Source organism: Leisingera sp. MMG026, assembly GCF_021654205.1.
Taxonomy (GTDB): Bacteria; Pseudomonadota; Alphaproteobacteria; order Rhodobacterales; family Rhodobacteraceae; genus Leisingera.
On record NZ_JAKFZM010000025.1, the window covers coordinates 36,458 to 63,234 of the forward strand.

The following is a 26,777-nucleotide window of genomic DNA, read 5'->3' on the forward strand; positions in this document are numbered from 1 at the left end:
TCGCGTTTGGGCTGACCTTGGCGGGGGCTTCAGTCCAGCCGCCGCACCAGGATCTGGTTGCCGTCGCCGCGTTTGGTCTCAAACAGTTTCAGCGAGGCAATCAGGTCGCTCAGCTTGCGTTTGCCATAGCTTCGGGTGTCGAAATCCGGCGCGGCTGCGGTGATGTACTGGCCAATCTGGCCCAGCGTGAACCATTCGTCATCCTGGTCGATCGCATCCATCGCCCGGACCACCAGCTTGGTTGGATCCGCCAGTTCCGACGGAGCATTGCCGTTGCCGGCGCCGTCTTCTTTCTTGGGCTTAGGCTTCGGTTTGCCCGGCTCTTCCAGCAGGTTTTCCACATAGATGAACCGCTTGCAGGCCTGCACAAAGGCCGCCGGTGTCTTGCGCATGCCCATGCCGAAGACATCCACGCCTTGTTCGCGGATGCGGCTGGCCAGCCGGGTGAAATCGCTGTCGGATGAGATCAGCACAAACCCGTCGAACCGGCCCGAGTGCAAAATATCCATCGCGTCGATCACCAAGGCAATGTCCGAGGCGTTCTTGCCGGTGGTATTGGCAAATTGCTGATGCGGCACAATCGCCAGGGCTGCCAGTTTTTCCTTGTTCCACCCCTGCGGGCTGCCGCCCGCAAAATCGCCATAGATGCGGCGGATGCTGGCCTCGCCGAAGGAGGCGATTTCCTCGAACATCGCCTCGGCGAATTTGGCCGAAATATTGTCGGCGTCGATCAGGACGGCCAGAAGCGGCGGTTTGGTTGGGTTTGCCATTGCGGATGTCTGCCTGTGTGTTTTGCGGGCAGACCGCCAGCGATTGAGCTGCCGAAAGGCCCTGATGGGGAGGTTGCGCTGATTATGCGGTGTGCCCGCGGTTATGCAAGCGGGCTGCGGCTGTGGCTGCTGCTTTCAGCGGGTTCAGTCAATGCCCGGGGTGCGCAAGAGTTGCCCGTCCCCGGCGGCGTTTCAGGCAAAGGGGTCTTCCGGGTATCCCACCCGCGCCAGATAGAGGCCGTGTCCGGGGCAAACCGGTCCGCAAGCGGCGCGGTCGCAGGCCTCCAGCGCGGTCTTTACATCCTCCGGCTCCCAGGCCCCTGCGCCGACCCGTTCCAGCGTGCCGACAAAGCTGCGGACCTGGTTGTGCAGGAAGCTGCGGGCGCGGACGTGGAAATGGATCTCCGGCCCGGAAAAGCCCTGTACACGTTCCACCGTCAGCTCATCCAGCGTCTTGACCGGGCTTGCCGCCTGGCAGATCGAAGACCGGAAGGTGGTGAAATCATGGTTGCCGATCAGATGGCCGGCGGCTTTCTGCATGGCGTCGGCGTCCAGATCATGGCTCAGCTGCCAGACCTGGCCTGCCTCATGGGTGGCCGGCGCGCGGCGGATCAGAATGCGGAACAGATACTGCCGTTCAATGGCCGAGAACCGCGCGTGCCAGTCGCCGTCCACCCGGGCGCAGTCCACAATTGCGACAGGATCGGGTTTCAGATGGTAATTCAGCGCCTCCGACAGCCGGAAAGGGTCCCAGTCCTTGGCCAGGTCGCAATGCGCCACCTGTCCCAGCCCATGCACGCCGGTGTCGGTGCGCCCGGCGGCAGCAATCGTATGCTCCCCCGGCTCCAGCCGCGCCAGCGCAGCCTCGATCGCGCCCTGCACCGAGGGCTGGTCCTTCTGCCTTTGCCAGCCGGCAAAAGGCTTCCCGTGATATTCGACTTTCAAAGCAAAACGCGGCATGGACGGGCACCTAGCAACAGGGCCGGGCCGGGGCAAGCCCCGTGTGCGCTCTGGTATCTCAGCACCATGCTGCCTATCTTGTCAGCAGCAAGAACAGAGCAGGATCAGGGCCTTGGTGATAACTTCCCTCGCTGATGGGGTGATGAGCAGTGTGGAACGTGCCGCCAGCGGTGTTTCGGCGGCGCTGTTCGACCGGCCCTTGCGGCTGGGCGTCACCGGCCTCGCACGCTCCGGCAAGACCGTGTTCATCACCTCGCTGGTGGCCAACCTGATGGACCGGGGCCGGATGCTGCAACTGGGCGCCGCGCGTGAGGGACGGATTGAGGCCGCATTTCTGCAGCCCCAGCCTGACGACACCGTGCCGCGGTTTGACTATGAAAACCACCTGGCAGCCCTGACCGGGCCGTCACCCCATTGGCCGGACAGCACAAGGGCGGTGTCTGAACTGCGTCTCAGTCTGAAGGTGCGGCCCGCCGGCCTGCTGGCCGGATTTCAGGGGCCGCGCACGCTGCATTTGGATATTGTCGACTACCCCGGTGAATGGCTGCTGGATCTGGCACTGCTGGACAAGTCCTACAGCGAATGGTCCGCGGATGTGCTCTCCCGTCTTGCCAGCCGCCGGCAGGCACAGGGGTTTCTGGCGGAGAAATCCAAGGCTGCCCCTGCGGGAACACATGACGAACCGCAAGCCCAGGCGCTTGCTGCCGCCTTCACGCAGTATCTGGCCGCCGCCCGCGCCGCCGGGTTCTATGACTGCACGCCGGGCCGCTTCCTGTTGCCCGGCGATCTGGAGGGCTCGCCCGTACTGACCTTCGCGCCGCTGCCGCCTGAGGCCAGCCCGCCGCGCGGCTGCCTCTGGCGCGAGATGGAGCGGCGGTATGAGGCCTATAAAGCCAAGGTCGTCAAACCCTTCTTCCGCGACCACTTTGCCCGCATCGACCGGCAGGTGGTGCTGGTGGATGCACTCTCGGCGATCCATTCCGGTCCGCAGGCGGTAGAGGATCTGCGCCTGGCGATGGCGGACATCCTCAGCACGTTCAAACCGGGCCGCAATCACTTTCTGACCCGGCTTCTGGGCGGCAAACGGGTCGAGAAGATCCTGTTTGCCGCCACCAAAGCCGACCACCTGCACCACGCCCAGCACCCGCAAATGACCGCCATCATCGAGGCGCTGACCCGCGAGGCGCAGGACCGCGCCCGTTTTGCAGGCGCTGAAACCGCGGCTCTGGCGCTGGCTTCCTTGCGCACCACAACCGAAGAGATGCGCGCCCACAACGGAACTGATCTGCCCTGCGTCCGCGGCACTCTGCTGGACAGCGGCAAACAGGCGGCATTCTATCCTGGAGCCTTGCCCGAAGATCCCGCGCAGCTGCTCACCCCGGCGCGGCAAGGGGCTGAGAAATGGCTGGAAGGCGACTATCAGGCGATGGGATTTGCGCCTGCACCGCTTACCCTGAAGCACGGCAGCGGCCCGCCGCATATCCGGCTGGACCGCGCCGCTGAATTTCTGATCGGAGACACCCTGTGACACTCTCCCTGCGCCCTGCAAACCCTCTGGATGCCGGAACCGCAGGCGGGATCCTCTACCGCTTCCAGCAGGGCACGGAATGGATGCCTGAACTCTATACCTGGGCCGAGGCGATCGCCTTTTGCGGCGTCATGATTGACCGCGGCTGGGTCACGGTGGCCGTGCGGGATGGCCGCGTGCAGGGTTTTCTGGCCCGTGACGGCGCGGAGGTCTGCGCGCTCTATCTGGCGCCCGGCGCCTGCGGGCGGGGGGCGGGCAAGGCACTGCTGGACGCTGCCAAGGCCGCCGTACCGCGGCTGACGCTGCGGACCTTCGCAGCCAATGAAATGGCGCAGCGGTTCTACCGGCGCGAGGGTTTTGCCGAGACAGGCCGCGGTGACGGCACAGACAACGAGGAAGGCTTGCCCGACATCGCCTATGAATGGCGCAGCAGCCTGGAGGCGGCGGCATGAGCAAGAAGCCGGTTCTGTTTGACCTCGAGGACGAGACGGATGCACCTTCCGTAACTGAGGCGCCGCCGGTGCCCGAGCCGCAACCCGCCGCACCCCAGCCGTCAGCGATGGAGCAGGCGGCCCGGATTGCCGCCCGCCGCCCGTCGCGGCTGGCCCGCTGGTTCTGGGCGCTGCTGGTTGCGGTCATTGGCGCCATCGCCTCGGTCGCGGCCTGGGATTTTGCGGCCGGGCTGATTGCACGGGTTCCGCTGCTGGGCTGGGCAGTAAGTGCCGGGCTGGGGGTTCTGCTGCTGCTGGCCCTTGCGATGGCGCTGCGTGAATTGGCGGCGCTGTCCCGGCTGCGGCGCGTCGATGCCTTGCGGCATCAGGCAGAGGAGGCCGCAGACCTGGCTGCGGCCCGCGCCTTCACGGCCCGGCTGGAAAACTTCTACAAGGCCCGCGAGGATCTCGGCTGGCATCAGGCGCGGCTGGCTGAGCGCAAGGCAGAAGTCATGGACGCCGATGCCCTTCTGGTGCTGGCCGAGGAAGAGCTGCTGGTGCCGCTGGACGCGCTGGCCCTGCGCGAGGTGGAGGCTGCCGCCCGGCAGGTCGCCACGGTGACCGCGCTGGTGCCGATGGCGCTGGCGGACATTCTGACGGCGCTGGTCTCTTCACTGCGGATGATCCGCCGGGTGGCGGGGATCTATGGCGGCCGGCCCGGCTTCTTCAGCTCCTGGCGGCTGACCCGCGCGGTGCTGGCGCATCTGGCTGCCACCGGCGCGGTGGCTGCGGGTGATGACCTCTTGGAGCCGGTGCTGGGCGGATCGGTGCTGTCGAAACTCTCCCGCCGCTTCGGCGAGGGGCTGGTCAATGGCGCGTTGTCAGCGCGGGTCGGCATAGCTGCAATGGAGGTCTGCCGCCCGATGCCGTTTTCAGCGCAGCACAGACCTGGGACGCGCAAGGTGATTCAGCGGGCGCTGACCGGTCTGTTTTCCAAGGATAAGTAGCGCGCTTACAGGCTCATGCGCAGCATGAGCCATGCCCAAAGCTGCTGAGGTGTTCTGGCAAGGCCAGAACACCGGCAGGCACGGGAGCGCCCCGCTGGCGGTGCTCAGAACAGCTTCGGCGGCTGGTCTGCGGGCTGGCGCATCGCCACGATGCCGGTGCGGAAACCTTCGCCGATCCGGTCGGCCAGGGCACCCCATTGCAGCGCAGTGCGCTCCGGCAATTCGGCCCGCAGCACCTCGTGGAACAGGCCCAGCCACAGCGGGAAATGCTCTGCTTTCACGTCCGGCCGTGAGACATGCACCCGCATTGGATTGCCGCTGTAGCTCCGCTGCCGCAGAATCGCATTGCGCCAGAAGCCGGCGATCTTCTCTTCATGCTCCGGCCAATCGGTGACATGCGCGGCAAACACCGGCCCCAGCACCTCATGGGTCCGCACGCGGGTGTAGAAGACGGCCACCACGAGCGAGATCTCTTCTGGGCCGATATCGAACCGCGCCAGCGGGTTTGCGGTATCTGCGTCGGTCATTTCGGGCTCCTTTGGCTGGCCGCGCTGATACCGGATTATGGAACTGGCTGCAAATTCCTGGCCAGTAATGAAGGTTTAACGACTTGTTAGCCTTTTAATTGAGATAAGGCGTGGCAGTACTGATGAAGGTTGAACTATGACTCTTGGAATCTATCTTCAAGGAACCCGCGGTGCAGACACCCTGAACGGCACTTCTGACGATGATACGTTGATTGGTCTCGCAGGCGATGATGTGCTCGATGGCGCTGGCGGCAACGATTCACTGGAAGGTGGCAACGGGCATGACACGCTTAGCGGTGGCGGCGGGAACGACACGCTTGACGGCCACTATGGCGATGATGTTCTGAACGGCGGCAGTGGCAATGATTTGCTGGAGGGCGGCAATGACGATGACTCGCTCGACGGAGGTGCCGGCAATGACACACTTTTGGGCGGCTATGACAATGACACGCTGATAGGCGGCGATGGCGATGACTCGCTGAAAGGCAACGAAGATAAGGACTGGCTGGAAGGCGGCCAAGGCATCGATACGTTGGACGGTGGAGCTGGGAACGACACCATTGCCCTGTATTCCGACGATGAAGGTGGAAATTGGTTAAATGACTCAGTCGAAGGCGGTAGCGGGTCGGATGTGCTGTTACTGGAGAGAAGAGGTTCCGACATCCGCCTTGGCACTGGTTTTAGTTTCAAGAGCGTTGGGGTTATCGATACTGCCGACAATGAGGTTTTCCTGCAGGGCGGCGGGGACTATTCGTTTGCTGGTGTGACGTTCAAAAATGGTGATGACGTGGTTGATGGCCGGCTCACCGTTTCGGGCAGCGGCAACACGACGGTCACCGGCACTGGTTTCAACGACTCGCTCGACGGAGGTGCCGACAATGACACACTTTTGGGCGGCTATGACAATGACACGCTGATAGGCGGCGATGGCGATGACTCGCTGAGAGGCAACGAAGATAAGGATTGGCTGGAAGGCGGCTAAGGCATCGATACGTTGGACGGTGGAGCTGGGAGCGATACCATTGCCCTGTATTCCGACGATGAAGGTGGAAATTGGCTAAATGACTCAGTCAACGGCGGTAGCGGCTCAGATATTCTGCTACTGGTTGAGGTGAGCGGTTTCGACATCCGCCTTGGCACTGGTTTTGATCTAAAGAGCGTTGGTGTTGTCGATGCTTCTGACAGGGAGATTTTCCTGCAGGGCGGTGGGGACTATTCGTTTGCTGGTGTGACGTTCAAAGATGGTGATGCAGTAGTTGATGGCCGGCTCACCGTTTCGGGCAGCGGCAGCACAATGGTCTTTGGTACCGGAAACGACGATGTGATCACTGGCGCTGGCGGTAACGATACCATTGAAGGCAACACTGGTGATGACATTCTCAGCGGTAAGGGCGGAGACGACACTTTGACCGGCCACTATGGCGACGACGTGTTGAACGGCGGCAATGGCGATGATTCACTGGATGGCGGCTATCATCACGACTTGCTGACTGGCGGGGACGGTAATGACACGCTGTTTGGAAGTTATGGCAAGGACACATTGATTGGCGGTGCGGGTCATGACGACCTGAATGGCAGCAATGATAATGACACGCTGGACGGCGGCACCGGCAACGATACGCTGAAGGGCGGGCCTGGCAGCGATACGTTTATTTTCCACGCATCTACGGACAATGACGTCATTACGGATTTCGGTAATGGTGGAGACAAGCTGTCCTTCGACAAAGCGGCCTTTGATGTCGAGACCGCGAATGACATAATCGCAATGGGCGTATCAATGCCGAATGGCAGCACGTTCTTTGATTTCGGCGGTGGAAATACTCTCACCGTCTACGGGCACAATGTGGATAGTGGAGACATATTGCTGTTCTGAGGGGGCTCTGCTTTCTGATTGCGATGATGCACGAGGCAGGGAGCTTTTTGATTGAAATCATGGGGGCCGTTCGCTTAGGCGGCGCCCATGCCTGTTTTGCTATCCATCTGCCGCTTTACCCTCCGGCGGGACCATCCTATAAGGCGGTTCATGTCCCTATTCGCGGCCATCATTATTCGAATTATATCCCCGGCGCTCTGAAAGCATCGAGCCGCCGGGCAAAGGCGCTTGAGCCATCGCGCCGAACCGAATATCCCGATTTCCAGCCTTGATCATCCAAAGGACGCAACGCATGTGCGCCGACACGCCCCAGACGCCTGACTATAAAGACACCCTGAACCTGCCGAAAACCGATTTCCCGATGCGCGCAGGCCTGCCCAAGCGCGAGCCTTCATGGCTGGAGCGCTGGGCGCAGATCGGGGTCTATGACCGCTTGCGTGACAAGGCCGCCGCAGCCAAGGGCAGTGACGCCGAGCGCCAGCCCTTCACCCTGCATGACGGCCCGCCCTATGCGAACGGCCATCTGCACATCGGCCACGCGCTGAACAAGACCATCAAGGACATGATCGTGCGCTCGCATCAGATGATGGGGTTTGACGCGCGCTATGTGCCGGGCTGGGATTGCCACGGCCTGCCGATCGAGTGGAAGATCGAGGAGCAGTACCGCAAGAAGGGCAAGAACAAGGATGCGGTGCCGGTGGTTGAATTCCGCCAGGAATGCCGCGCCTTTGCCGACAGCTGGGTCGATATCCAGCGCGAGGAGTTCAAGCGGCTGGGCATCACCGGCAACTGGGATGATCCGTATCTGACCATGAACTACCACGCCGAGGCGGTGATCGCGGATGAGTTCATGAAATTCCTGATGAACGGCACGCTGTACCAGGGTTCGAAACCCGTGATGTGGTCGCCGGTCGAGAAAACCGCCCTGGCCGAGGCCGAGGTCGAATACCACGACAAGGAAAGCTTCACCATCTGGGTGAAGTTCAAGGTGGCTGAGCCTGCTGATCACAAACTGGCCGGCGCCAATGTCGTGATCTGGACCACCACGCCCTGGACCATGCCATCGAACAAGGCCGTGGTTTACGGCGAAGAGATCGCCTATGGCCTCTATGAAGTCACCGGCACTCCGGATGAGTGCTGGGCTGCTGCGGGCGAGAAATACATTCTGGCCGATAATCTGGCAGCAGATGTGTTCAAGCGCGCGCGCCTGTCTGAGGATCAGTATACCCGCGTCTCTGATGTTCCGGCCTCTGATCTGGCAGGCATCGGCCTGACCCACCCGCTGCACGGCGCTGAGGGCTCCAACGGTGAATGGGACGATATCCGCGACTTCCGCGCCGCTGAATTTGTCACCGACACCGAAGGCACCGGCTTTGTCCATTGCGCGCCGTCGCACGGGATGGAGGAATTCGAGCTGTACCGCGATCTGGGCATGCTGGAGCAGGTTATCACCTATAACGTGATGGACGACGGCGGCTTCCGCGCCGATCTGCCGTTTTTCGGCGGCAAATACATCCTGAACCGCAAGGGCGGCGAGGGCGATGCCAACAAGGCGGTGATTGATAAGCTGACCGAGGTCGGCGGCCTGTTGGCGCGCGGCAAGATCAAGCACAGCTACCCGCATTCCTGGCGCTCCAAGGCGCCGATCATCTACCGCAACACACCGCAGTGGTTTGCCTCTGTCGACCGCAAGATGGACGACGGAATGGACCAGATGGGCGATACCATCCGCGAACGCGCGCTGCGCTCGATCGATGAGCTGGTGAAATGGTACCCGCAGACCGGCCGCAACCGCCTGCATTCGATGATCGAAAGCCGCCCCGACTGGGTGCTGAGCCGCCAGCGCGCCTGGGGCGTGCCGCTCACCTGCTTCACCAAGAAGGGCGCGCTGCCGACCGACGCGGACTTTTTGCTGCGCAATGACGAGGTGAACACGCGTATCGTGGCTGAGTTCGACGCGCATGGTGCAGACGTTTGGTATCAGGACGGCTTCAAGGCCAGGGTGCTGGGCAACTCCGTGGATCCGGACGCCTATGATCAAGTGTTCGACGTTCTGGACGTGTGGTTCGATAGCGGCTCGACCCATGCCTTTGTGCTGCGCGATCGCGAGGACGGCACCGAAGACGGCATTGCCGATGTCTATATGGAGGGCACCGACCAGCACCGCGGCTGGTTCCACTCCTCGCTGCTGCAGGCCTGCGGCACCAAGGGGCGCGCACCTTACCGCAACGTGGTGACCCACGGGTTCACGCTGGACGAGAAGGGCATGAAGATGTCCAAATCGCTGGGCAACACCATCGTGCCGGAAAAGATCGTGCAGCAGTACGGCGCCGATATCCTGCGCCTGTGGGTGGCCCAGACCGATTATACTTCGGACCAGCGGATCGGACCGGAAATCCTGAAAGGCACTGCCGACAGCTACCGCCGTCTGCGCAACACCATGCGCTTCCTGCTGGGCAGCTTGAAGGATTTCACTGAAGAACAGCGCGTGGAGCCGGCGGATATGCCGGAGCTGGAGCAGTGGGTGCTGCACCGGCTGGCGGAACTCGACCACAAGGTGCGCACCGGCTATCAGACCTTTGACTTCCAGGGTGTGTTCTCGGCGGTGTTCAACTTTGCCACTGTGGATTTGTCGGCCTTCTATTTCGACGTCCGCAAGGATGCGCTCTATTGCGATGGCGACACCCTGAACGCCCGCGCGGCGCGCACGGTGCTGGATATCCTGTTCCACCGGCTGACCACATGGCTGGCACCGGTTCTGGTGTTCACCATGGAAGAGGTCTGGCTGGAGAAATACCCGGGCGAGGGCAGCTCAATCCATCTGCAGGACATTCCTAACACACCGGCTGACTGGCTGAATGAGCCGCTGGCGGCGAAATGGTCCAAGATCCGCCAGGCCCGCCGGGTGGTGACGGCAGCGCTTGAAGTGCAACGCACCGACAAGGTGATCGGTGCCTCGCTTGAGGCCGCCCCGGTGGTGCATGTGCGCGACGGCGAGGCGCTGGAGGCGCTGAAATCGGTGAACTTCGCCGATATCTGCATTACCTCGGACATCATGCTGACCAATGATCCGGCCCCGGCCGAAGCTTTCCGTATGCCCGAGGTCGACGGTGTTTCGGTGGTGTTTGAGAAAGCCGACGGCGGCAAGTGCCAGCGCTGCTGGAAGATCCTGCCGGATGTGGGCAATCACGTCCATGACGGTGTTTGCGGCCGATGCGATAGCGCGCTGGGATAACCCGGCTTTCAGCTTTGAATTGTGATTTGCGCCCGGCCTAATTGCCGGGCGCTGTCATTTTTACGCTATTGTTGCGGGATTTCCTGCACTTTTTCCGGGTGCGGCCTTGTGTGTTGGCAAATTGAATTCCTCTAGATGTTGACCGGTTTTCTACAATTGGTTAAGAATTCGTTAATTCCATGTAGGTTTTCAGCCGACTTAATAATATGGCATGGGGCAGGGGGGCAGTTTATTATGCTGAAGCGGAAAGCGGACGCGCAACCGGCAGGTGAACCGGGCAAGCCGCGCAGTGCATCTATCCGGATAGACGGGGTATCGGCCCCGAAGAATATGAAAATCGGGCTGGTCGCGGACAGCACCGGGGCCAAACCGGAACCCGCGGCAGCAATTGCAAAGCCTGCCGCGCCCAAAACCGCTGCTGTCAAAGCGGCCAAAACCGCCAAGACGGCGAAACCTGCCAGTGCCGCAGCGGATGAACAGAAAATTGTGCCAGGTCCGCAGCCCTTTGCGCCGGTACCCGCGGACGGCGGCAGTGCGCTGCCAAAGCTGGGCCTCGCGGCAGCTGGTCTGGCGGTGGCCGCGGCGATGCTTCTGTATTTCCAATTCAGTGGCGGAACTCCGGTTGAAACGGCTGAACAGGCCAGTCTGCAAACGGCGGCAGAAGCGGAGCTTTCTGCCGGTACCGTGCAGCCGGCCGGTGCCGCTGCGGCGGCGGGGCTGCAGAAGGACGATGCCGGCGCCGAAGACGCCATGGTCGCCCGCATCACTGCCGGAACCCTGGCCGCGCTGCGCAGCAAACAGGCAAATCCGGAAAGCCTGAACCAGGCGGCAGCTGCGGCGCCGGCGGCAGGAACTGCGCTCTATAAAATGGTGCTGACCGCCGCGGCCCAGGGCCAGTCCGAAGCCTATATCGACCAGCTGGTGAACGGCGCTTATGAGCGCAAGGAAATCACCGTGCCCGCCAGCCTGATCGGGGCTGACGGGCGGGTTGACACGGCGACGCTGCTGGCTCTGTTTGTCGGCAACTGATCTTTTTGCTCCGGCGGCTGCGCCGGGGCCGTTCCCGTTTGCCCCTTGGGCGCGCTGCCGGTGCAGGCCGGGGACCTCTCATAACAACCAGAACGACGGGCGCCGCAGACCGGAACCGGCTGCGGTGCAGACTATTTCCCGGGGGGACTATGAAGACATACATTGCAGCCGCTGCCATGGGCCTGTTTGCCTTTGCAGCCAATTCTGCTGCGGCTGAGACTTGCGGCGGGGTCTATTCCGTGCAGCCGGGCGACAGCCTGTCGGTGATCGCTGACAAGCTGTACAAGGATGCGGGCAAATGGAGCGCGATCCACAGCCGCAACATTGATACCATTGGCCCCAAACCCAGTGCCCTGCGCGTCGGCATGAAGCTGTCGCTGGCCTGTCTTGAGGGCCTGCCCCTGGGTCTGGAAGGCGGCAAGGAAATCTCTGCCAGCGTGCCGGTGGCCGCCAAACCGGTGCAGATCACCTCAGGTAGCGCCGAGGTGCGCCACCGCATCAACCTGCTGACAGCGGATGACTTTGCCCCCTTTACCGGCAAGGACCTGCACAACGGCGGCATGATGACCGACGTGCTGAACGCGGCAATGCGCCATGCCAATCCTGAGCAGGGATACGCCGTTCATTGGGTCGACCTGTGGACGTCGCATGAAGAGCCGCTGCTGTCCAATGCACTGCTGGACGCGGGCTTTCCCTGGTACAAGCCCGACTGCGAAAACAGCCCCGAAGAGCCGCGCTGCAAGAACTTCCTGTTCTCGGACCCGATGTTCGAAGTGCTGGTGCTGATGTTCACCGACAAGACGCGGCCCCTGACCTTCACCAAGGACGAAGACCTGTTCGGCAAGACATTCTGCCGCCCGCAAGGCTATGAGACGTATCTGTTCGAACAGCAGGGCCGCCACTGGCTGCGCGACGGCAAGGTTGAGGTGGTGCAGCCGCTGACCACAGCCGAATGCTACGAGATGGTGCTTGAGGGCAAGGCGGACGCGGTCGTGATGAACGAATTCACCGGCCGCGCGCAGATCAAGGAGCTGGGCCTTTCGGACCGCTTTGATGTGGTGCCCGAGCCGATCTCGATCCAGGCACTGCACGTGATTGTCCACAAAACCCACCCCCAGGCACAGCAGCTGATGGAGATGGTCAACGCGTCGCTGCAGGGTATCCGCGAGGACGGCACCTATCAGGCGATCATCGAAGACCACATGGCCCGGGTCTGGGCCGGATTTTGAGGGGGAAAAGCATGCTGAACAGCTTCTGCCGCCACTTGCTGGGCCTGGGGCTGCTGCTGGGGCTGCTGCCCTCGGCGGCCCTGGCGATCTGCGATGTGGACTATGTCGTGCAGCCGGGGGACAATTTGTTTTCGATCGCCGAGACCCATTACGGCGACCGCGAGCGCTGGACCATGATTTACTACCGCAACCAGGATGTTCTTGTCGGCTCGTCGGTGGTGCCGGGCCGCAAGCTGCAGATACCCTGCATCAAACAGGCGACCGCCCCGGACGCCACCCCGCTGCGCAGGCAGGAGGCCGAGATGACGCTGCTGACCGGCGGCGGCTATGCGCCCTTTACCGACCGCGGGCTGCCGGGCCAGGGCATGGTGACCGAGCTGGTCAATGCGGCGCTGGAACTGGCGCCTTCGCCGGTGTCTTATGCGATCAACTGGGAGGACGACTGGTCCAAGCATCTGTTCCCGATGCTGGACCAAAAAGAGTTCGATATGGGCTTTCCCTGGTATAAGCCCGATTGCGCGGCGGAGCCGGACAATGAGCGCTGCGTGAACTTTCACTTTTCCGAACCGGTGATGGCACTGCCGATCATGCTGTTTGTGCGGGTGCAGGACCAGTTCGTCTATGCGGAAGACAGGGATATCGAGGGCAAGACCCTGTGCCGCCCCAAGGGCTATTTCACCCACGATTTGAACCGGCAGGGGCGCCGCTGGCTGGATGACGGCAAAATCACCCTGGTGCAGCCGCAATCACCGGCCGACTGTTTCCGCATGGTGTCCGAGGGCCAGGTGGATGCGGTGGCGGTGAACTTGTTCCTGGGCGCCAGCACCATTGTCCGGGAAGGTCTGCGCGACACCGTGCTGCCGCTGGAAAAACCGCTCTCCGAAGAGGGCTTGCACGTGGTGATTTCCAAGCGTCACTGGCGCGGCACGTCGCATCTATACCGGATCAACGCAGGGCTGAAAAAGCTCCGCGACAGCGGCCGCTTCGAGGAGATCATGTCACGCCATCTGGAGCTGTTCTGGGCTCAGCTGCAGTAACTTCAGGCCGCCAGGCCGACATGGACCTGGCGGCTTCATAGCCATGATAGGCAGCTTCGGATCCTGCCTCGGGATGCGGGTCTTGCCCCGCACGCTGCAGCAGCAGATGGGCAGCCAGAACGTCGTTTTCCTGAAACAGGGCCGGTTTCCGGTCTGTATCGCGCTGGTGCTCTCCCGCCCGGATACGGCGGCTGCCCTGATCGCCGGGCGGGTCTTGCGAATGGCCGTCCGGGTGCCGGTCACGCGGACTGGTGCTGGCAGATTCGCTGCGCTCCGGATCGTCCGAGCGGACAACCGGGCGGGCGGTCAAAAGACCGCGGTTCGGTTTGGCAGGACTTACCCGTCCTGAAACTGGTATAAACATTGAGCGGAACCTTCGCGGTGGCTGAGAACCGGTCTTGCAGGAAAGTTAACATAGCGTGTTTAACAGCGGGTTAATGCGGTCCGAAGCGTATCGGCAGGGCGGATCAGCCGGTGATGCGCCGGGCTTCGGCATACTGGTTTTCCGCCTCCAGGGCACTGACCGGCTTGGGCCCGGCCTGGCAGCCGCTGGCCAGATCCAGGAAATAGGCAGCCATGTCGATACCATTCATCTGTCTGAGGTCCAGCGCCGCGGTGCGGGCTGCTGCGCGGGCAGGGCCGACGTACTGGGCTGTCAGGGCATCCGGGCGTTCGCCGCTCAGCGCCTGTTCGCGGGCAGCGGCCCGGGCGATCCCTTGGGCAGTGCCCTCGATCAGCAGTGTATCCGCCGGCTGGCCGCCTGCTTGCGCGACTGCCGGCTGGCGCTGATAGGCGGCCTGCATCTGTTTCATGCTGTTGTACAGGCTGGCGGTGCTGGAAACTGCAGTAATCATCTTGCTGACCTTTAGGATCGTTCTTGAAACTCACTTTATTATAATTTGATGCAATGTGGCGGCGAAACCTTAACACTGGTTAATATAGTGTTAATGCGGTGCGGCGGGGGGCGGCCGGCCCGGCGGAGACGCCCTTGCTTCTGATGCCATTCCTGCAGAAGATGCGCAGCCAGAAGACGCTTCGGAGAGGACCCATGATTTCAGCGAGCCTTGATACACCCGTGGGTGCGCTCAGCGTGACAGAGCGGGACGGCGCCATTGTGCGTCTTGCCTGGTCAGCTCAGGCGGACGGGCAGTCGGCGCTTCTGGACAGCGCGCTGGCGCAGTTGCGTGCCTATTTTTCCGGTGAGCTAACGGGTTTCGATCTGCCGCTGTTTGTAGAGGGCTCGGACTTTCAGCGCGCGGTCTGTGCTGCGATGCTGGCGATCCCGCTTGGCGAAACCCGCACTTATGGAGAAATCGCCAAGGATCTCGGCACCCCGCCGCAGCCGGTTGGCAATGCTTGCGGCGCCAATCCGATCCCGGTGATCATTCCCTGCCACCGGGTGCTGAGCGCCACGGGCCTGGGCGGCTTTTCGGGCCAGGGCGGGGTGGAAACCAAAGTCGCGCTTTTGAAACATGAAGGCGCTGCGGGCCTGCTGATCTGAACGCAGGGTCCGGCCTGCAGCGCTCCTGCTGCTTCTTCCGGCCGGAAGTATCCCGGGGTGAATGCGTCCTGCCAAGGGCGCAGAGGGGCAGCGCCCCATTGTCAGCGACGCATCAAACCGCTGTGGACTTGCGCCGCCGTTCCGGCACGATCTGCTGGGCAATGCCGACAAACAGCAGGTAGACCGATGTCACCACCAACCCCCAATGCGCCCAGCTGGCGGGGTGGAAATCAACCCAGGCGGCCCAGCCTGCAAAGAAGGTCCAGGCCAGCGCCATGGGCAATGACACCTTGCGCCAGCGCGCGGTGCGCACCGGGTGAATGAACTTCAGCGGCAGGAACATGGCGGCGGACAGCAGGGTCACCAGCACCAGGATGGTCCAATGGCTCGGCTCCAGCGCAAAGATCACCAGCACCAGCATGTTCCAGCAGCCGGGAAAGCCGGCAAAGGAATTGTCCTTGGTCTTCATCCTTGTGTCGGCAAAGTACATCGCGCTGCCAAAGGTGATGACGATGATTGCAAACCAGCCGGTCCAGCCTGCCATCAATCCCGATTGGAACAGCGCAAAGGCCGGAATGAAGACATAGGTCAGGTAGTCGATGATCAGATCCAGCAGCACCCCGTCGAATTCCGGCGAGTAGCGTTTGACATGGTAATGCCGGGCCAGCGGGCCATCGACGCCGTCAACGGCAAATGCGATCACCAGCCAGACGAACATCAGGCTCCACTTGCCGTCCGCCGCTGCCAGCATCGCCAGCATGGCGAACACGGCACCGGTTGCAGTCAGCAGATGAACGGAGAGGGCACGGATCTGAGGTGTCATGCGCCCCTGATGGCGAATTTGGCCGAATCCCGCAAGCATTCAATGCAGCTTTGGGCGGAAATCCGTACCGTTGGAGAACTGGATGCGGGCCATGCGCTGGCCAAAGGGGGCTGGAGCGGTGATGTCAGGCGAGGAGAAGGGGGCTTTGGAAGGCATATCGCGTGCCCGCTCCCAAGGTTGCGTTCCGGGCGGCGGGGCAGGGGCCGCAGGGGCGCCATCGGCAAACAAGGCTGAATAGCCGTAACAGGTCATAGCAGAATCCTTTCTGGATCGGTTTCTGCTATCAAGCCCGCAGCGCCTTAACAGCAGCTTTCCCGCTGCCGCGAAAATAGAGCGCATTTTAGCGAATGCATATGCGCGGCCACGCTAGCCGCAACAGTTGCCGCCTGTCTGTACCGGCGGGCAGGGAATGCTGCCGTAGGAGCAGAAAACGCAGCAATCCCCATGTTTTGGCCGCAGCAGGGCGCGGCAGGCCGGGCATTCATGAAACCATTGGCATGCGTCTTGCGGCATCTCTTCTGCGGCCTCATGCCCGCAAGCAGGACAGGTGAGAACACTGGTCAAAACGGGTGTTGCGGGTTCAGTTGCAGACATGCAGCAGGCCTCCCTGGCTTCAGCAAAGGCCAGTCAGGCTTTGGGGTCAAGTCATGCCTTGGGGTGCGACCGCATGTAGACGTCCATCAGATGCGTGGTATCCACCGCCGTATAGGCCTGGGTGGTCGACAGGGACGCGTGCCCCAGCAACTCCTGAATGGCTCGCAAATCGCCGCCTGCCTCCAGCAGATGGGTGGCAAAGCTGTGGCGCAGCGCGTGCGGCGTTGCCGTTGCGGGCAGCCCCAGCTGGGCGCGGGTCCGGGCCATCACCCCTTGGATCTGGCGCGGGTTCAGCGCGCCGCCCCGCACACCGCGGAACAGCGGTGCTTGTGCCTCCTGCGGATGCGGACAGAGCGCAAGGTAGCGGTCCACCGAGTCGCGCGCTGCTGGCAGAACCGGCACAATCCGCTCCTTTTTACCCTTGCCCAGGATACGTAGCACCGGCGGCAGCGGCGCGTCGGAGCCTGTCAGGTTAAGTGCTTCTGAGATCCGCAACCCGCAGCCGTACAGCAGTGTGACTACCGCCACGTCACGGGCTGCAACCCAATCGGTTTGCGATTGCAGCTCCACCGTTTCCAGCACCGCCTTGGCGGCATCCGGCGCCAGCGGGCGGGGCAGTTTCTTTTGGAATTTCGGCGCCCTGGCAGAAAGCACTGCAGCGGGTTCAAACCCTTCGCGCTCCGCCAGCCAGCGGTAGAAGGTTTTCACTGCCGATAGCTTGCGCGCCAGCGAGCGGGCACCGGTGCCCGAACCGCGCTCCGAGGCCATCCAGGCACGCATATCGGCTGTGGTGATCCGCGCCAGCGCACCCAGCCCTTGCGGGCCGCCGGAGTGTTCGGTCATGAAAGCCAGGAAAGCGCTGACATCGCTGTGGTAGGCGGCCAGCGTGTTGGCCGAGGCAGCCTCCAGCCCGCCCAACCGCTCCAGCCAAAGCTGCAGGGCATCACGGCAGGCCGGGGAGATCAATGTCATGACAGCCAGCAGCGCATCGCGCGTTCAAAGACGCCGGCAAAGAAAGCGAGCAGATCGGTGCCCTGCATCGGCGAGAACTGATGCGGGTCTTCGGAACCCATCACCAGCATTCCGGGCAGGCGGCCCTCGCCCAGATCCAGCATCAGGCAGGCCTCGGAGCGGATCCATTCGGCTTTTGCTCCGTAAACACGCGGGCTGCCGCTTTGGGTCTGGCGCAGGGTCACAATGCGCTGGCTGCCGGGCTGGCCGGCATAGCTTTCGGTAAAACCGGGGCCTGACAGCTTCAGGGCGCCGGACTTGCGTTCAATCTCGGCACCGCCGGGCTGGGCGGTCTCAAGCACCAGCGCCAGGGACTGCACGCGCAGGATCTCCGGCATCTCCTGTTCCAGGCAGGCCAGAAAGCCGGCAAAGTCCTGCGGTTCCAGCAGCCGCAGCACAGCGCGGTGAATCAGGTTGGTGCCGGCCAGATTGTCATAAGCCGCGGCAATCACCGAGCGGTGGGTATCCTCCAGCCGGTCTAGCCGTGCCGCCATCCGCTCCATCGCGATGCCGCGCAGATCGACGACGTTGGAGCCCATGGCCCGCTCATTGGCGGCGACAAGGGCATTCATCAGGTGCTGGTCTTGCAGCACGGCATCGGGTTTGGCGAGGATCGCCTCGCGCAACTGGGTTTCCAGGTTGGCTGAACTGCTCATGTCAAAAACTCTTGCGGATCCGGACCTCTGACGGGTTTGGTGACCTGTATAGCATGGGAACCGGGCTTTGCTGCGGAAAAATGCAGTTGCAGCGGAAATTGCAGCGGCGGCGCTGCTCCCGCCCGCCGGCAGTGCATTGGCATGCACAGCGTCCGTTGGGCGGGGCGCCGGGCAGGTGCCCGGCGCGGCGGCGTGAAACGCCGCGGCAGCGCGTCGCAGGCGCGCTGCCGGGCCCAAGACCCCATGCGGTCCGGCGTCAGCCGGGGCGTGCGGGGACGCGGGAGTGCTTCGCTGCGGTTATGAAGGTGCTTGTAAAAACACTGGTACTAAAGTTTGCAAAGAAAAAGGCGCCTCGATCAGGGGCGCCTTTCACGGTCCTGGATCCGCTAAGCGGGATCAGAGGATCTTGATCTCCGCCGCCTTGATATCGGCGAGGAATGCATCCAGGCCTTTGTCGGTGAGCGGATGGTTCACCATCGACTTGATCACGGCCGGCGGCGCAGTGATCACATCGGCGCCGATGCGGGCCGAGTCCAGCACGTGGTTCACCGAACGGATCGAGGCGGCCAGGATCTGGGTTTCAAAGCCATAGTTGTCATAGATGGTGCGGATGTCTTCGATCACTTCCATGCCGTCCAGGTTGATGTCGTCCAGACGCCCGATGAAAGGGGAGATAAAGGTGGCACCCGCCTTGGCCGCCAGCAGCGCCTGATTGGCCGAAAAGCACAGGGTTACGTTCACCATATGGCCGTCATCGGAAAGCGTTTTGCATGCTTTCAGGCCATCCCAGGTCAGCGGCACCTTCACCGCGATGTTCTCTGCAATCTCCACCAGCTTGCGGCCTTCGGCAATCATCGTCTCGGCATCGGTTGCGGTGACCTCGGCAGAGACCGGGCCGTCAACCAGGGCGCAGATTTCCTTGGTCACTTCGATGATGTCGCGGCCGGATTTCTTGATCAGCGACGGGTTGGTGGTGACACCGTCCACCATGCCCAGATCGTTCAGCTCGGCAATCGCGTCGATCTCGGCGGTATCTACGAAGAATTTCATGGGGCAGTCCTTTGGATGGGTTGGCCTCTGTCGCTTCTGCCTTTACCTCATGGGATTACGGGCGGCAACATGGGCAGCAGCATGAGCGGGCAGGAGTTCTTTCAGGCAGGCGAACGGGTCGGGGTGCTGACGACGCAACCCCTTGACCGGCTTCTGGATTACCGCGCACCGGAGGGCGGCTGTTATTTAGGCGCCTATGTCGAGGTGCCGCTGGGGCCGCGCAAGGTTCTGGGCGTGGTCTGGGGGCCGGGTGCGGGCGATTTCGATTCGGCCAAGCTGCGTGCGGTGATCCGGGTTCTTGACGTGGCTCCGATGCGGACCGAGATGCGCCAGTTTCTGGGCAAGGCCGCTGACTATACGCTCACCCCGATGCCCGCGATGCTGCGGCTGGCGACCCGGGCGCCGGGCCTCAGCGATCCGCCGTCGATGCGCAAGATCCTGCGCCGGGGCGAGGGCGTGCCGGACCGGATGACCGATGCCCGCACAAGGGTGCTGGAGGTGCTGGAGCAATACGGCGGCCTTGCCTTCACCCCGCGCGAGCTGGCGGACATGGCCGATGTGACGCCCTCGGTGGTGAAGGGGCTGGTGAAGCAGGGCGCCTTGCGCGAGGAGGAGGCGCCGCGCGACACGCCCTATCCGCAGCTGGACCCGGAGCTGCCCGGCAAACAGCTGACCGAGGATCAGGCAAGTGCCGCCGCCGCCTTGGCCGAAGGCGTCCACAGCGGGCGCTACGGCACCACGCTGCTGAAAGGTGTTACCGGGTCGGGCAAGACCGAGGTTTATTTGGAAGCGGTCGCCGCCGCCTTGCGCGCCGGGCGGCAGGCGCTGGTGCTGCTGCCGGAGATCGCGCTGACAGCCGAATTTCTCACCCGCGTTGAGGCGCGGTTCGGCGCCAATCCTGCGGAATGGCATTCCGGCGCCACAATGACCGAGCGCCGCCGGGTCTGGAAAATGGTGGGGCAGGGGGCGGCCAGTCTGGTGATCGGTGCCCGCTCGGCGCTTTTTCTGCCATTCCGCGATCTGGGCCTGATCATCGTCGATGAGGAGCACGACACCTCCTACAAGCAGGAAGATGGAGTTCTTTACAACGCCCGCGACATGGCGGTGCTGCGGGCGGCGATGTGCTCGGCGCAGGTGGTGCTGGCCTCCGCCACACCAAGCCTGGAAAGCTGGGTCAACGCTGAGGCGGGCAAATACAAACGTTTGGACCTGACAGCTCGCTTTGGTGCCGCGGTGCTGCCGGAGATGCGCAGCGTCGATATGCGGTCCGAGGATCTGCTGCCCGCCACCTGGATCTCGCCCACTCTGAAACGGGCGATGAAATTGCGGATGGAACGGGGCGAACAGTCGCTGCTGTTCCTGAACCGCCGCGGCTTTGCCCCGGTCACCATCTGCCGCGCCTGCGGCGCCCAGGTGGCTTGCGACCATTGCGACGCGCGGATGGTCGAGCACCGTTTCATGAAACGGCTGATGTGCCATCAATGCGGTGAAACAAAGCCGGTGCCGGAGGCCTGCCCGTCCTGCGAGGTGGAGGGCAAGATGGCCCCCGTCGGCCCTGGCATCGAACGGCTGGCGGAGGAAGCCACTGCCCTGTTCCCCGAGGCCCGGATCGCGGTGCTGAGTTCCGATCTGTTCGGCTCCGCCCGTGCCCTGAAGAGCCGGATCGAGGAAATTGCGAAGGGGGAGGCCGACATCATCCTCGGCACCCAGCTGGTAGCCAAGGGGCACAACTTTCCGCTGTTGACGCTGGTGGGGGTGATCGACGCCGACCTGGGCCTGCAAGGTTCGGACTTGCGTGCAGCCGAGCGCACTTTTCAGCTGATGCGCCAGGTGGCAGGCCGGGCCGGGCGGGCAGAGCGGCCCGGCGAAGCATTGATGCAGACCTTTCAGCCTGAACATCCGGTGATCCGGGCAATTCTGTCGGGGGACGAGGAGAGCTTCTGGAAAGCCGAGGCTGCTGAGCGCCAGGCCGCCGGCGTGCCGCCTTATGGGCGCATGGCAGGCATCATTCTGTCGGGGCCGGACTTGGCAGCAGTCTTTGACCTGGGCAATGCGATGGCCCGCAACGACGGTCCGTTGCGCCAGATCGGTGCGCAGGTATTCGGCCCGGCCCCAGCACCCATCGCCCGCGTCCGCGGCCGCCACCGGGTGCGGCTGCTGATCAAGGCGGCAAAGGGCGTGCCGTTGCAAGCGGCGATCGCCCGCTGGACCGCGCCCTTGCGTCTCAAAGGGGACTTGCGGCTGAGCATTGATATTGATCCTCAGAGTTTCTTTTGATGCCGGGATGAAGGGGGGCTCTGCCCCCGGCCTGCGGCCTCCCCCGGGATATTTTGAGCAAGAAGAAGGCTGGCCCCCTTGTTCTTCTGGTTTAAAATATCCCGGAGCGCGAGGCAGAGCCTCGCATCTATCGTTTGATCAAACCCGCAGACTTTCGGCGTGATCTCTGATCAGCAAGCTGGTAGCGACCGCCCCGGCCCACATGCAGAACAGCGCGGCCCAGGCGGTGCCAGTGAAAATCGAACCGCCGGTGACACCTGCTCCGATCGCGCAGCCGCCGGCCAGCATGCCGCCAAAACCCATCAAAGCCGCGCCAACCATTGCTTTGCGCATGGTGGAGGGGCTGTCAAAAGCCTGCAGTTTCATTTCTCCGGCCAGTGCTGCGGCCAGCATTGCGCCGATGAACACGCCGGGAACCAGGCCGATGTCAAACTCGAGAACTGCATTGCGGTCGAGGAAGAACATCAATGTGCGCGCCGATGGTCCGGTGAAGGTGGCGCTCTCGATTTGCACCGGATCAAAGCTGACCTGACTGAGCGCATAAGTCAGCACCCACCCCAGCGCGACAGCAAACCCAACGCCGGAGGCAAAGATCAGTCTTTTCGCACCGATCCGGTTGCGCTGCGCTAACACCAGCGCCAAGGCGGCGGTGGCTAGGCCCAGTGCCAGCCCGCCCGCCTTTGGCAGACCAAGCGCAGCCAGGAGATCCAGATTGCGCCCGCCTTCGGTAATCCAGAGCCCGGCAAGCCAGTCCCGGGAAGGCGACAGCAGGCCGGACAGGCTCATTTGCGCGACGACGGCGAAGATCAGACCCGACACAACCGAGCGCAGGTTGCCGGTGGCTGCCAGCACCAGCAGCCGCCCTGAACAGCCGCGCGCCATCACCATGCCGCCGCCGAACATCAGCCCGCCCAGGATGGCACCGGACCAACTGCCGGGCACCGCCATCATCCTTGCATCGGCGCTGTCCATCAGGTCAAGCATCTGTGCCGCCTGCACCCAGACAACAGCCGTGGAGAAGGTCAGCAGCCAAACCGCAACCTTGTCCCCCAGGCGGCCGCTGGCGAATTCCACCGTAGCTGCCCGCAGGCAGAAGCGAGATCTTTGCGCCGCCACCCCGAAGACAGCGCCGGTCAGAAGCCCGAACAACGCGGCGGCAGGGGCCTCACCGATATGTTCAACCAAAGGAACCAGATCCATCACATAACTCCCATTCACGAATGGTGATATGTTTATGCGGCCACCTCTGCATTGATGCAGATCAGATGTGCATTGGCCGCTGCCCTCTCGCCAAATCCCGTTGGGGAGCGTAGATGCTGGATATGTTCAAGCCCATGCCCCTGCTTGAGGCGCAAAGCCTCCCCTTCTGGCGCCGTCCCATGGTGCTGCTGTTTGTGATGGCGCTGGCGATGCCAATCGCCTTCAATGCCTGGAGCGCATTGCTCAACAATTTCGTAATCGAGGCAGCGCAATTTGACGGCGCCGATATCGGCCTGTTGCACACGGTGCGGGAGATCCCGGGCTTCCTGGCGGTCGGCGTGATTGCGGTGATCTTGTTTGTGCGCGAGCAGGTGCTGGGGTTGATTTCGCTTGCTTTGCTGGGCGTGGCCACAGCTGTCACCGCCTGGTTCCCCTCTCTGGGCGGGTTGCTGATGGTGACGCTGCTCAGCTCCATCGGCTTTCATTATTATGAGACGGTGAACCAGTCGCTGCAGTTGCAGTGGCTGTCCAAGGAGAAGGCGCCGCAGACGCTGGGCTGGCTGGTGGCTGCGGGATCAGCGGCGACGCTGGTGGTCTACGGCCTCATCGTGCTGACCTGGGACCGGTTTGATCTGGCCTATAATACTGTCTTTCTGGCCGCAGGCGGGGCAACGGCGCTGATCGCGCTGTTTGCGCTGGTTGCCTACCCGCAATTTGATGCGCCGCATCCGCAGACCAAGAAGCTGATCCTGCGCAAACGCTATTGGCTGTACTATGCGCTGCAGTTCATGGCCGGCGCGCGGCGGCAGATCTTTGTGGTTTTTGCAGGCTTCATGATGGTCGAAAAATTCGGCTTTGATGTGCATGAGCTGACCGGGCTTTACCTGATCAACCTGGTGATCAACATTGTCTTGGCGCCAATGCTGGGCAAGGCAGTGGCCATGTTTGGCGAGCGCCGGACGCTGATTTTCGAATACACCGGGCTGGCGATTGTCTTTGCGGCCTATGGCGGGATCTACTGGTTCGGCTGGGGGGTGGCGGTTGCGGCGGTGCTCTACGTGATCGACCATGTGCTGTTTGCCTTGGCGCTGGCGCTGAAAACCTATTTCCAGAAAATCGCCGATCCCGGGGATATCGCACCAACCGCAGCGGTGGCCTTTACCATTAACCATATTGCAGCGGTGTTTCTGCCGGTGCTGCTGGGTCTTTTGTGGGTATTGTCGCCCGGAATGGTCTTTGTCCTGGCGGCGGCCATGGCGCTGGTGTCGCTGTCCCTGTCGCTGCTGATCCCGCGCCATCCGGAACCTGGCAATGAGACTATCTTCAGCAAATACGCAAGCCCGGCGCCGGCAGAATAGTCCAGCAGCCCCGTGGAGCCAGCCGCGGGGCGAGCGCCCGCGCTCACTGTGTGCGCGGGCGCTGCCTGGCCTGCGGCCAGGCCGGGGTGCTTGACGCGGGCGGCGCGGCGACCTAGGCGCTGGGCAACAGTTTCAGGAGAGACGCCATGCCCACATACACTGCCCTCACCACGCTCACCGGAAAAACCCAGGCCGAAGCGCTGGGCGAAGCCATGGAACGCCTGACCCCGGAACCCAGCGGTGTGGGCGTCTTTGAGATGGAGGACGGCTCGGGCCTGTGGGAAGTTGGCGGCTACTTTACCGATGCTCCGGATGCGGCCGGTCTTGCACTGCTGGCCTCGATGCATGAAGCCAAGCCCTTTGTGGTTTCGGAACTGCCGGAAACCGACTGGGTCGCCCATGTGCGCCGCGAACTGGCACCGGTCGAAGCGGGGCGCTTTTTTGTCTATGGCTCGCATGACGCGGACAAGCTGCCTGCGGACCGGATCCCGCTGCTGATCGAGGCGGCGATGGCCTTTGGCACCGGCCACCACGGCACCACGCTGGGCTGTCTCAAGGCGCTGGATCATCTGTTGGATCAAGGCTTTCATGGCGAAAAGGTGGCCGACATCGGCTGCGGCACCGCGGTGCTGGCAATGGCGGCAGCCCGGGTCTGGGACGGCACCATTCTGGCCAGCGACATCGACCAGGTGGCGGTTGAAGTCGCCGAAGCAAACCTTAAGGCCAATGGCATGGAAGGCCAGGTTGCCTGTGTGGAAGCCGCCGGTTTTGATCACCCGGATCTACAGGCGCAGGCGCCGTTCGACCTCATCTTCGCCAATATTCTGAAGGGCCCTCTGGTGGCATTGGCGCCGGATGTCGCTGCGAATCTGCGGCCCGGCGGCTATGCGATTCTCTCGGGCATTCTGAACGAGCAGGCCGAGGACGTGGTTAACGTTTATGCGCAGAACGGCATCAATCCCGAGCGCCGGGATGAAATTGGTGAATGGACAACGTTACTTCTCCGTAAAGCGGGCTGATTGACTTAACTTTGCGGCGAATTTGAATGGTTTGCCGCATTTTCGCCCCAATTCGAGCCAAAGATGGGCCATCCGCTGGTGGGGGCCAGTTCGGAGGCTCGTAATGGGCGAACATCGTGATCAGTTCCAGGCGCGTTTGAAGCACATCAACCGCAAACATGAAGCCCTGTCCGCGGGCTATTCCGCAAAGCTGCGGCCGGACGGGCTTCTGGTGGTAAAGCCGCAACGGCTGCAATCCCGGATTTCAGGACGCTCGCTGATTTTCTTCGCGGCGGCGTTTTTGCTGTTCAAGGGCTTCCTGATGGCGGCGCTTGGCTTTGGCAGCTATGACGCGCGGGTGCAGACACTGGCCGGCGGCAGCGGCATTGAACGCGCGGGCGCCTTCCTGATGCAGGCAGACCCGGTGTCAGTCTTCTTGGCCCGGAAAATCGGGCCCGTTCTGCGCTGACAGCAATGCGGGCAGGGGGCAAAAAGGCCGCTGGCAGGGGGAGCCGGCGGCCTTTTTTTGCGGCGCGGCCCTGCCGCGCAATCCGGCAACAAAAAACGCCGCGGCCTTGTCAGGTCCGCGGCGTTTCCCTAGTCGCCCCGAGGGAGGAGGCAGGGCGGAAAAAGGGGGCTCAGAAAGCAGTTTTGCCAGTGGCAACGGCTTCGATGTCGCCGCGCGACATGCCGATGTCGGCCAGCTCGCGGTCGGTCAGGCCCGACAGGGCGTTGCGGGTTGCACGGGCGTCATTCCAGGCAGCAAACATGCCGGTTGCGGTTGCAACCAGTGCGCCGAAGCGGCCAAACAGGCCGGTGGAGCCATAGGTGGTGCGGGTAGTGTCAAATGCGGCCATATCCGTGTCCTCTGATCTGGTGTTGGCTTCGTCGCGATGTTGCGATGGCGGGCATCTAGTGAGGAAAATCCAACCCGGCAAGATCCGAAATTGCATGCGTCATATGCACAGTGCGCATAGCTTTGCGCCTTAATAACAAGGTCGCTTTGCCTGAGCGCTGCTTTTGCCGGGAAATGTCGTTCCGCCTATTGCGGAAGGTCGGTTTCAGGACAGGATTTGCCTCCCTGGCGGCGTGCGGCGCACAGGGAAAGCAATTGGACATGTTCGCGTTTTGTGCTAATCGTTGGAAAAATAATTGCAAAGAGCAGACGGGGACTGGGCACATCATGCGGATTCTGGGAATTGATCCGGGGCTGCGCACCCTTGGATGGGGGGTCATCGAATCAAATGGCCCGCGGCTGAGCCATGTTGCCAACGGCCATTGCTGTTCGGATGGCGATGATCTGGGCGAGCGTCTGCTGTCGCTGCACAATCAGGTCACCGAAATCATTGAGGCCTATGCCCCGGATCAGGCCGCGATCGAACAGACCTTTGTGAACAAGGACGGTGCCGGCACCCTGAAACTGGGTCAGGCGCGCGGAGTAGCGCTGCTGACGCTCGCCAAGGCAGGCTTGCCGGTGGGCGAATATGCCCCCAACCGGGTCAAAAAGACTGTGGTGGGCGTGGGGCACGCCGAAAAGGAGCAGGTCATGCATATGGTCAAACTGCAGCTGCCCGGCTGTGCGCCCAAGGGTGCCGATGCAGCGGATGCACTGGCGATTGCCATCTGCCATGCTTATTACGGCGGCACGTCGCAACGGCAGCTGAAGGAGAAACGCGCATGATT

Annotated in this window: 27 protein-coding genes; 15 read left to right on the forward strand and 12 right to left on the reverse strand. The window is 62.6% G+C overall.

Annotated elements, in window-relative coordinates; translation table 11 throughout:
* Window positions 1–29: 29 nt before the first annotated feature.
* Both L1069_RS14650 and truA read right to left on the reverse strand, forming a co-directional pair.
* On the reverse strand, window positions 30–770 hold the full coding sequence (locus L1069_RS14650) for an NYN domain-containing protein (protein ID WP_129371783.1): 741 nt from the start codon (window positions 768–770) through the stop codon (window positions 30–32).
* A gap of 192 nt (window positions 771–962) precedes the next feature.
* Window positions 963–1,730, reverse strand: a complete 768-nt coding sequence (gene truA, locus L1069_RS14655; RefSeq protein WP_237456158.1) for a tRNA pseudouridine(38-40) synthase TruA — start codon at window positions 1,728–1,730, stop codon at window positions 963–965.
* Window positions 1,731–1,842: 112 nt separating this feature from the next.
* On the opposite strand from truA, the gene L1069_RS14660 reads away from it, so the two are divergent.
* Genes L1069_RS14660 through L1069_RS14670 form a run of 3 tightly spaced genes read left to right on the forward strand, consistent with a single transcriptional unit; the run spans window position 1,843 to window position 4,696 of the window.
* Window positions 1,843–3,258, forward strand: coding sequence for a YcjX family protein (locus L1069_RS14660; protein ID WP_237456159.1), 1,416 nt, complete (start codon window positions 1,843–1,845; stop codon window positions 3,256–3,258).
* The gene (locus L1069_RS14665) at window positions 3,255–3,710 is read left to right on the forward strand and encodes a GNAT family N-acetyltransferase (protein ID WP_211038029.1); all 456 of its coding nucleotides are present in this window, start codon (window positions 3,255–3,257) and stop codon (window positions 3,708–3,710) included. The genes L1069_RS14660 and L1069_RS14665 overlap by 4 nt, the downstream gene beginning before the upstream one ends.
* Window positions 3,707–4,696, forward strand: a complete 990-nt coding sequence (locus L1069_RS14670) for a YcjF family protein (protein ID WP_237456160.1) — start codon at window positions 3,707–3,709, stop codon at window positions 4,694–4,696. The genes L1069_RS14665 and L1069_RS14670 overlap by 4 nt, the downstream gene beginning before the upstream one ends.
* A 104-nt stretch (window positions 4,697–4,800) precedes the next feature.
* Here the strand turns inward: L1069_RS14670 and L1069_RS14675 are convergent, their stop codons facing one another.
* Complete coding sequence (locus L1069_RS14675; RefSeq protein ID WP_237456161.1) at window positions 4,801–5,223, reverse strand: group III truncated hemoglobin; 423 nt, start codon at window positions 5,221–5,223, stop codon at window positions 4,801–4,803.
* 136 nt (window positions 5,224–5,359) lie between these two features.
* Here L1069_RS14675 and L1069_RS14680 point away from each other — a divergent pair, with 136 nt between their 5' ends.
* From L1069_RS14680 to L1069_RS14705, 6 genes are all read left to right on the forward strand, one after another.
* Window positions 5,360–6,205 carry a calcium-binding protein gene (locus tag L1069_RS14680; RefSeq protein WP_237456162.1) on the forward strand — a complete coding sequence of 282 codons (846 nt, stop codon included), beginning with the start codon at window positions 5,360–5,362 and terminating at the stop codon, window positions 6,203–6,205.
* A gap of 12 nt (window positions 6,206–6,217) precedes the next feature.
* Complete coding sequence (locus L1069_RS14685; protein ID WP_237456163.1) at window positions 6,218–7,096, forward strand: calcium-binding protein; 879 nt, start codon at window positions 6,218–6,220, stop codon at window positions 7,094–7,096.
* A gap of 292 nt (window positions 7,097–7,388) precedes the next feature.
* The gene (gene ileS / locus L1069_RS14690; RefSeq protein ID WP_134829250.1) at window positions 7,389–10,331 is read left to right on the forward strand and encodes an isoleucine--tRNA ligase; all 2,943 of its coding nucleotides are present in this window, start codon (window positions 7,389–7,391) and stop codon (window positions 10,329–10,331) included.
* Window positions 10,332–10,565: 234 nt separating this feature from the next.
* The gene (locus L1069_RS14695; protein ID WP_237456164.1) at window positions 10,566–11,360 is read left to right on the forward strand and encodes a hypothetical protein; all 795 of its coding nucleotides are present in this window, start codon (window positions 10,566–10,568) and stop codon (window positions 11,358–11,360) included.
* 149 nt (window positions 11,361–11,509) lie between these two features.
* A complete protein-coding gene (locus L1069_RS14700; protein WP_237456165.1) occupies window positions 11,510–12,589 on the forward strand; it encodes a transporter substrate-binding domain-containing protein in 1,080 nt (359 codons plus the stop codon).
* An 11-nt stretch (window positions 12,590–12,600) separates the two neighbouring features.
* On the forward strand, window positions 12,601–13,626 hold the full coding sequence (locus tag L1069_RS14705) for a transporter substrate-binding domain-containing protein (RefSeq protein ID WP_129371773.1): 1,026 nt from the start codon (window positions 12,601–12,603) through the stop codon (window positions 13,624–13,626).
* Here L1069_RS14705 and L1069_RS14710 read toward each other — a convergent pair.
* The gene (locus L1069_RS14710; RefSeq protein WP_237456166.1) at window positions 13,583–13,990 is read right to left on the reverse strand and encodes a hypothetical protein; all 408 of its coding nucleotides are present in this window, start codon (window positions 13,988–13,990) and stop codon (window positions 13,583–13,585) included. The genes L1069_RS14705 and L1069_RS14710 overlap by 44 nt on opposite strands.
* A gap of 103 nt (window positions 13,991–14,093) precedes the next feature.
* Window positions 14,094–14,480: a hypothetical protein gene (locus L1069_RS14715; RefSeq protein WP_237456167.1), complete on the reverse strand. Its 387-nt coding sequence runs from the start codon at window positions 14,478–14,480 to the stop codon at window positions 14,094–14,096.
* Between the two features lie 194 nt (window positions 14,481–14,674).
* On the opposite strand from L1069_RS14715, the gene L1069_RS14720 reads away from it, so the two are divergent.
* Window positions 14,675–15,127, forward strand: a complete 453-nt coding sequence (locus L1069_RS14720) for a methylated-DNA--[protein]-cysteine S-methyltransferase (protein WP_237456168.1) — start codon at window positions 14,675–14,677, stop codon at window positions 15,125–15,127.
* Window positions 15,128–15,239: 112 nt separating this feature from the next.
* Here the strand turns inward: L1069_RS14720 and L1069_RS14725 are convergent, their stop codons facing one another.
* The 5 genes from L1069_RS14725 to fsa all read right to left on the reverse strand — a co-directional run bounded on the left by L1069_RS14725 (window position 15,240) and on the right by fsa (window position 19,261).
* Window positions 15,240–15,950, reverse strand: coding sequence for a CDP-alcohol phosphatidyltransferase family protein (locus L1069_RS14725; RefSeq protein WP_129371769.1), 711 nt, complete (start codon window positions 15,948–15,950; stop codon window positions 15,240–15,242).
* 366 nt (window positions 15,951–16,316) lie between these two features.
* Window positions 16,317–16,544: a GDCCVxC domain-containing (seleno)protein gene (locus tag L1069_RS14730; protein WP_134829254.1), complete on the reverse strand. Its 228-nt coding sequence runs from the start codon at window positions 16,542–16,544 to the stop codon at window positions 16,317–16,319.
* A gap of 51 nt (window positions 16,545–16,595) precedes the next feature.
* On the reverse strand, window positions 16,596–17,516 hold the full coding sequence (locus L1069_RS14735; protein ID WP_237456169.1) for a tyrosine recombinase XerC: 921 nt from the start codon (window positions 17,514–17,516) through the stop codon (window positions 16,596–16,598).
* Complete coding sequence (locus L1069_RS14740) at window positions 17,513–18,211, reverse strand: DUF484 family protein (protein WP_129371765.1); 699 nt, start codon at window positions 18,209–18,211, stop codon at window positions 17,513–17,515. The genes L1069_RS14735 and L1069_RS14740 overlap by 4 nt, the downstream gene beginning before the upstream one ends.
* A gap of 396 nt (window positions 18,212–18,607) precedes the next feature.
* Entirely contained in the window at window positions 18,608–19,261 is a 654-nt protein-coding gene (gene fsa, locus L1069_RS14745; RefSeq protein ID WP_129371764.1) for a fructose-6-phosphate aldolase, read from the reverse strand.
* A gap of 81 nt (window positions 19,262–19,342) precedes the next feature.
* On the opposite strand from fsa, the gene L1069_RS14750 reads away from it, so the two are divergent.
* Window positions 19,343–21,538, forward strand: a complete 2,196-nt coding sequence (locus L1069_RS14750; protein ID WP_237456170.1) for a primosomal protein N' — start codon at window positions 19,343–19,345, stop codon at window positions 21,536–21,538.
* A 138-nt stretch (window positions 21,539–21,676) separates the two neighbouring features.
* Here L1069_RS14750 and L1069_RS14755 read toward each other — a convergent pair whose 3' ends face one another.
* Window positions 21,677–22,738 (reverse strand): YeeE/YedE family protein, encoded by a 1,062-nt coding sequence (locus L1069_RS14755; RefSeq protein WP_237456171.1) that lies wholly within the window; start codon window positions 22,736–22,738, stop codon window positions 21,677–21,679.
* Between the two features lie 122 nt (window positions 22,739–22,860).
* Between L1069_RS14755 and L1069_RS14760 the strand changes: the two genes are divergently transcribed.
* From L1069_RS14760 to L1069_RS14770, 3 genes are all read left to right on the forward strand, one after another.
* Complete coding sequence (locus L1069_RS14760) at window positions 22,861–24,096, forward strand: MFS transporter (RefSeq protein WP_129371761.1); 1,236 nt, start codon at window positions 22,861–22,863, stop codon at window positions 24,094–24,096.
* Between the two features lie 146 nt (window positions 24,097–24,242).
* Window positions 24,243–25,115 (forward strand): 50S ribosomal protein L11 methyltransferase, encoded by an 873-nt coding sequence (locus tag L1069_RS14765; protein ID WP_134829257.1) that lies wholly within the window; start codon window positions 24,243–24,245, stop codon window positions 25,113–25,115.
* Between the two features lie 103 nt (window positions 25,116–25,218).
* Complete coding sequence (locus L1069_RS14770; protein WP_134829258.1) at window positions 25,219–25,563, forward strand: hypothetical protein; 345 nt, start codon at window positions 25,219–25,221, stop codon at window positions 25,561–25,563.
* 169 nt (window positions 25,564–25,732) lie between these two features.
* Here the strand turns inward: L1069_RS14770 and L1069_RS14775 are convergent, their stop codons facing one another.
* Entirely contained in the window at window positions 25,733–25,951 is a 219-nt protein-coding gene (locus L1069_RS14775) for a DUF1127 domain-containing protein (protein ID WP_129371758.1), read from the reverse strand.
* A 326-nt stretch (window positions 25,952–26,277) separates the two neighbouring features.
* On the opposite strand from L1069_RS14775, the gene ruvC reads away from it, so the two are divergent.
* Window positions 26,278–26,775 (forward strand): crossover junction endodeoxyribonuclease RuvC, encoded by a 498-nt coding sequence (gene ruvC / locus L1069_RS14780; RefSeq protein ID WP_129371757.1) that lies wholly within the window; start codon window positions 26,278–26,280, stop codon window positions 26,773–26,775.
* Window positions 26,776–26,777 lie beyond the last annotated feature (2 nt).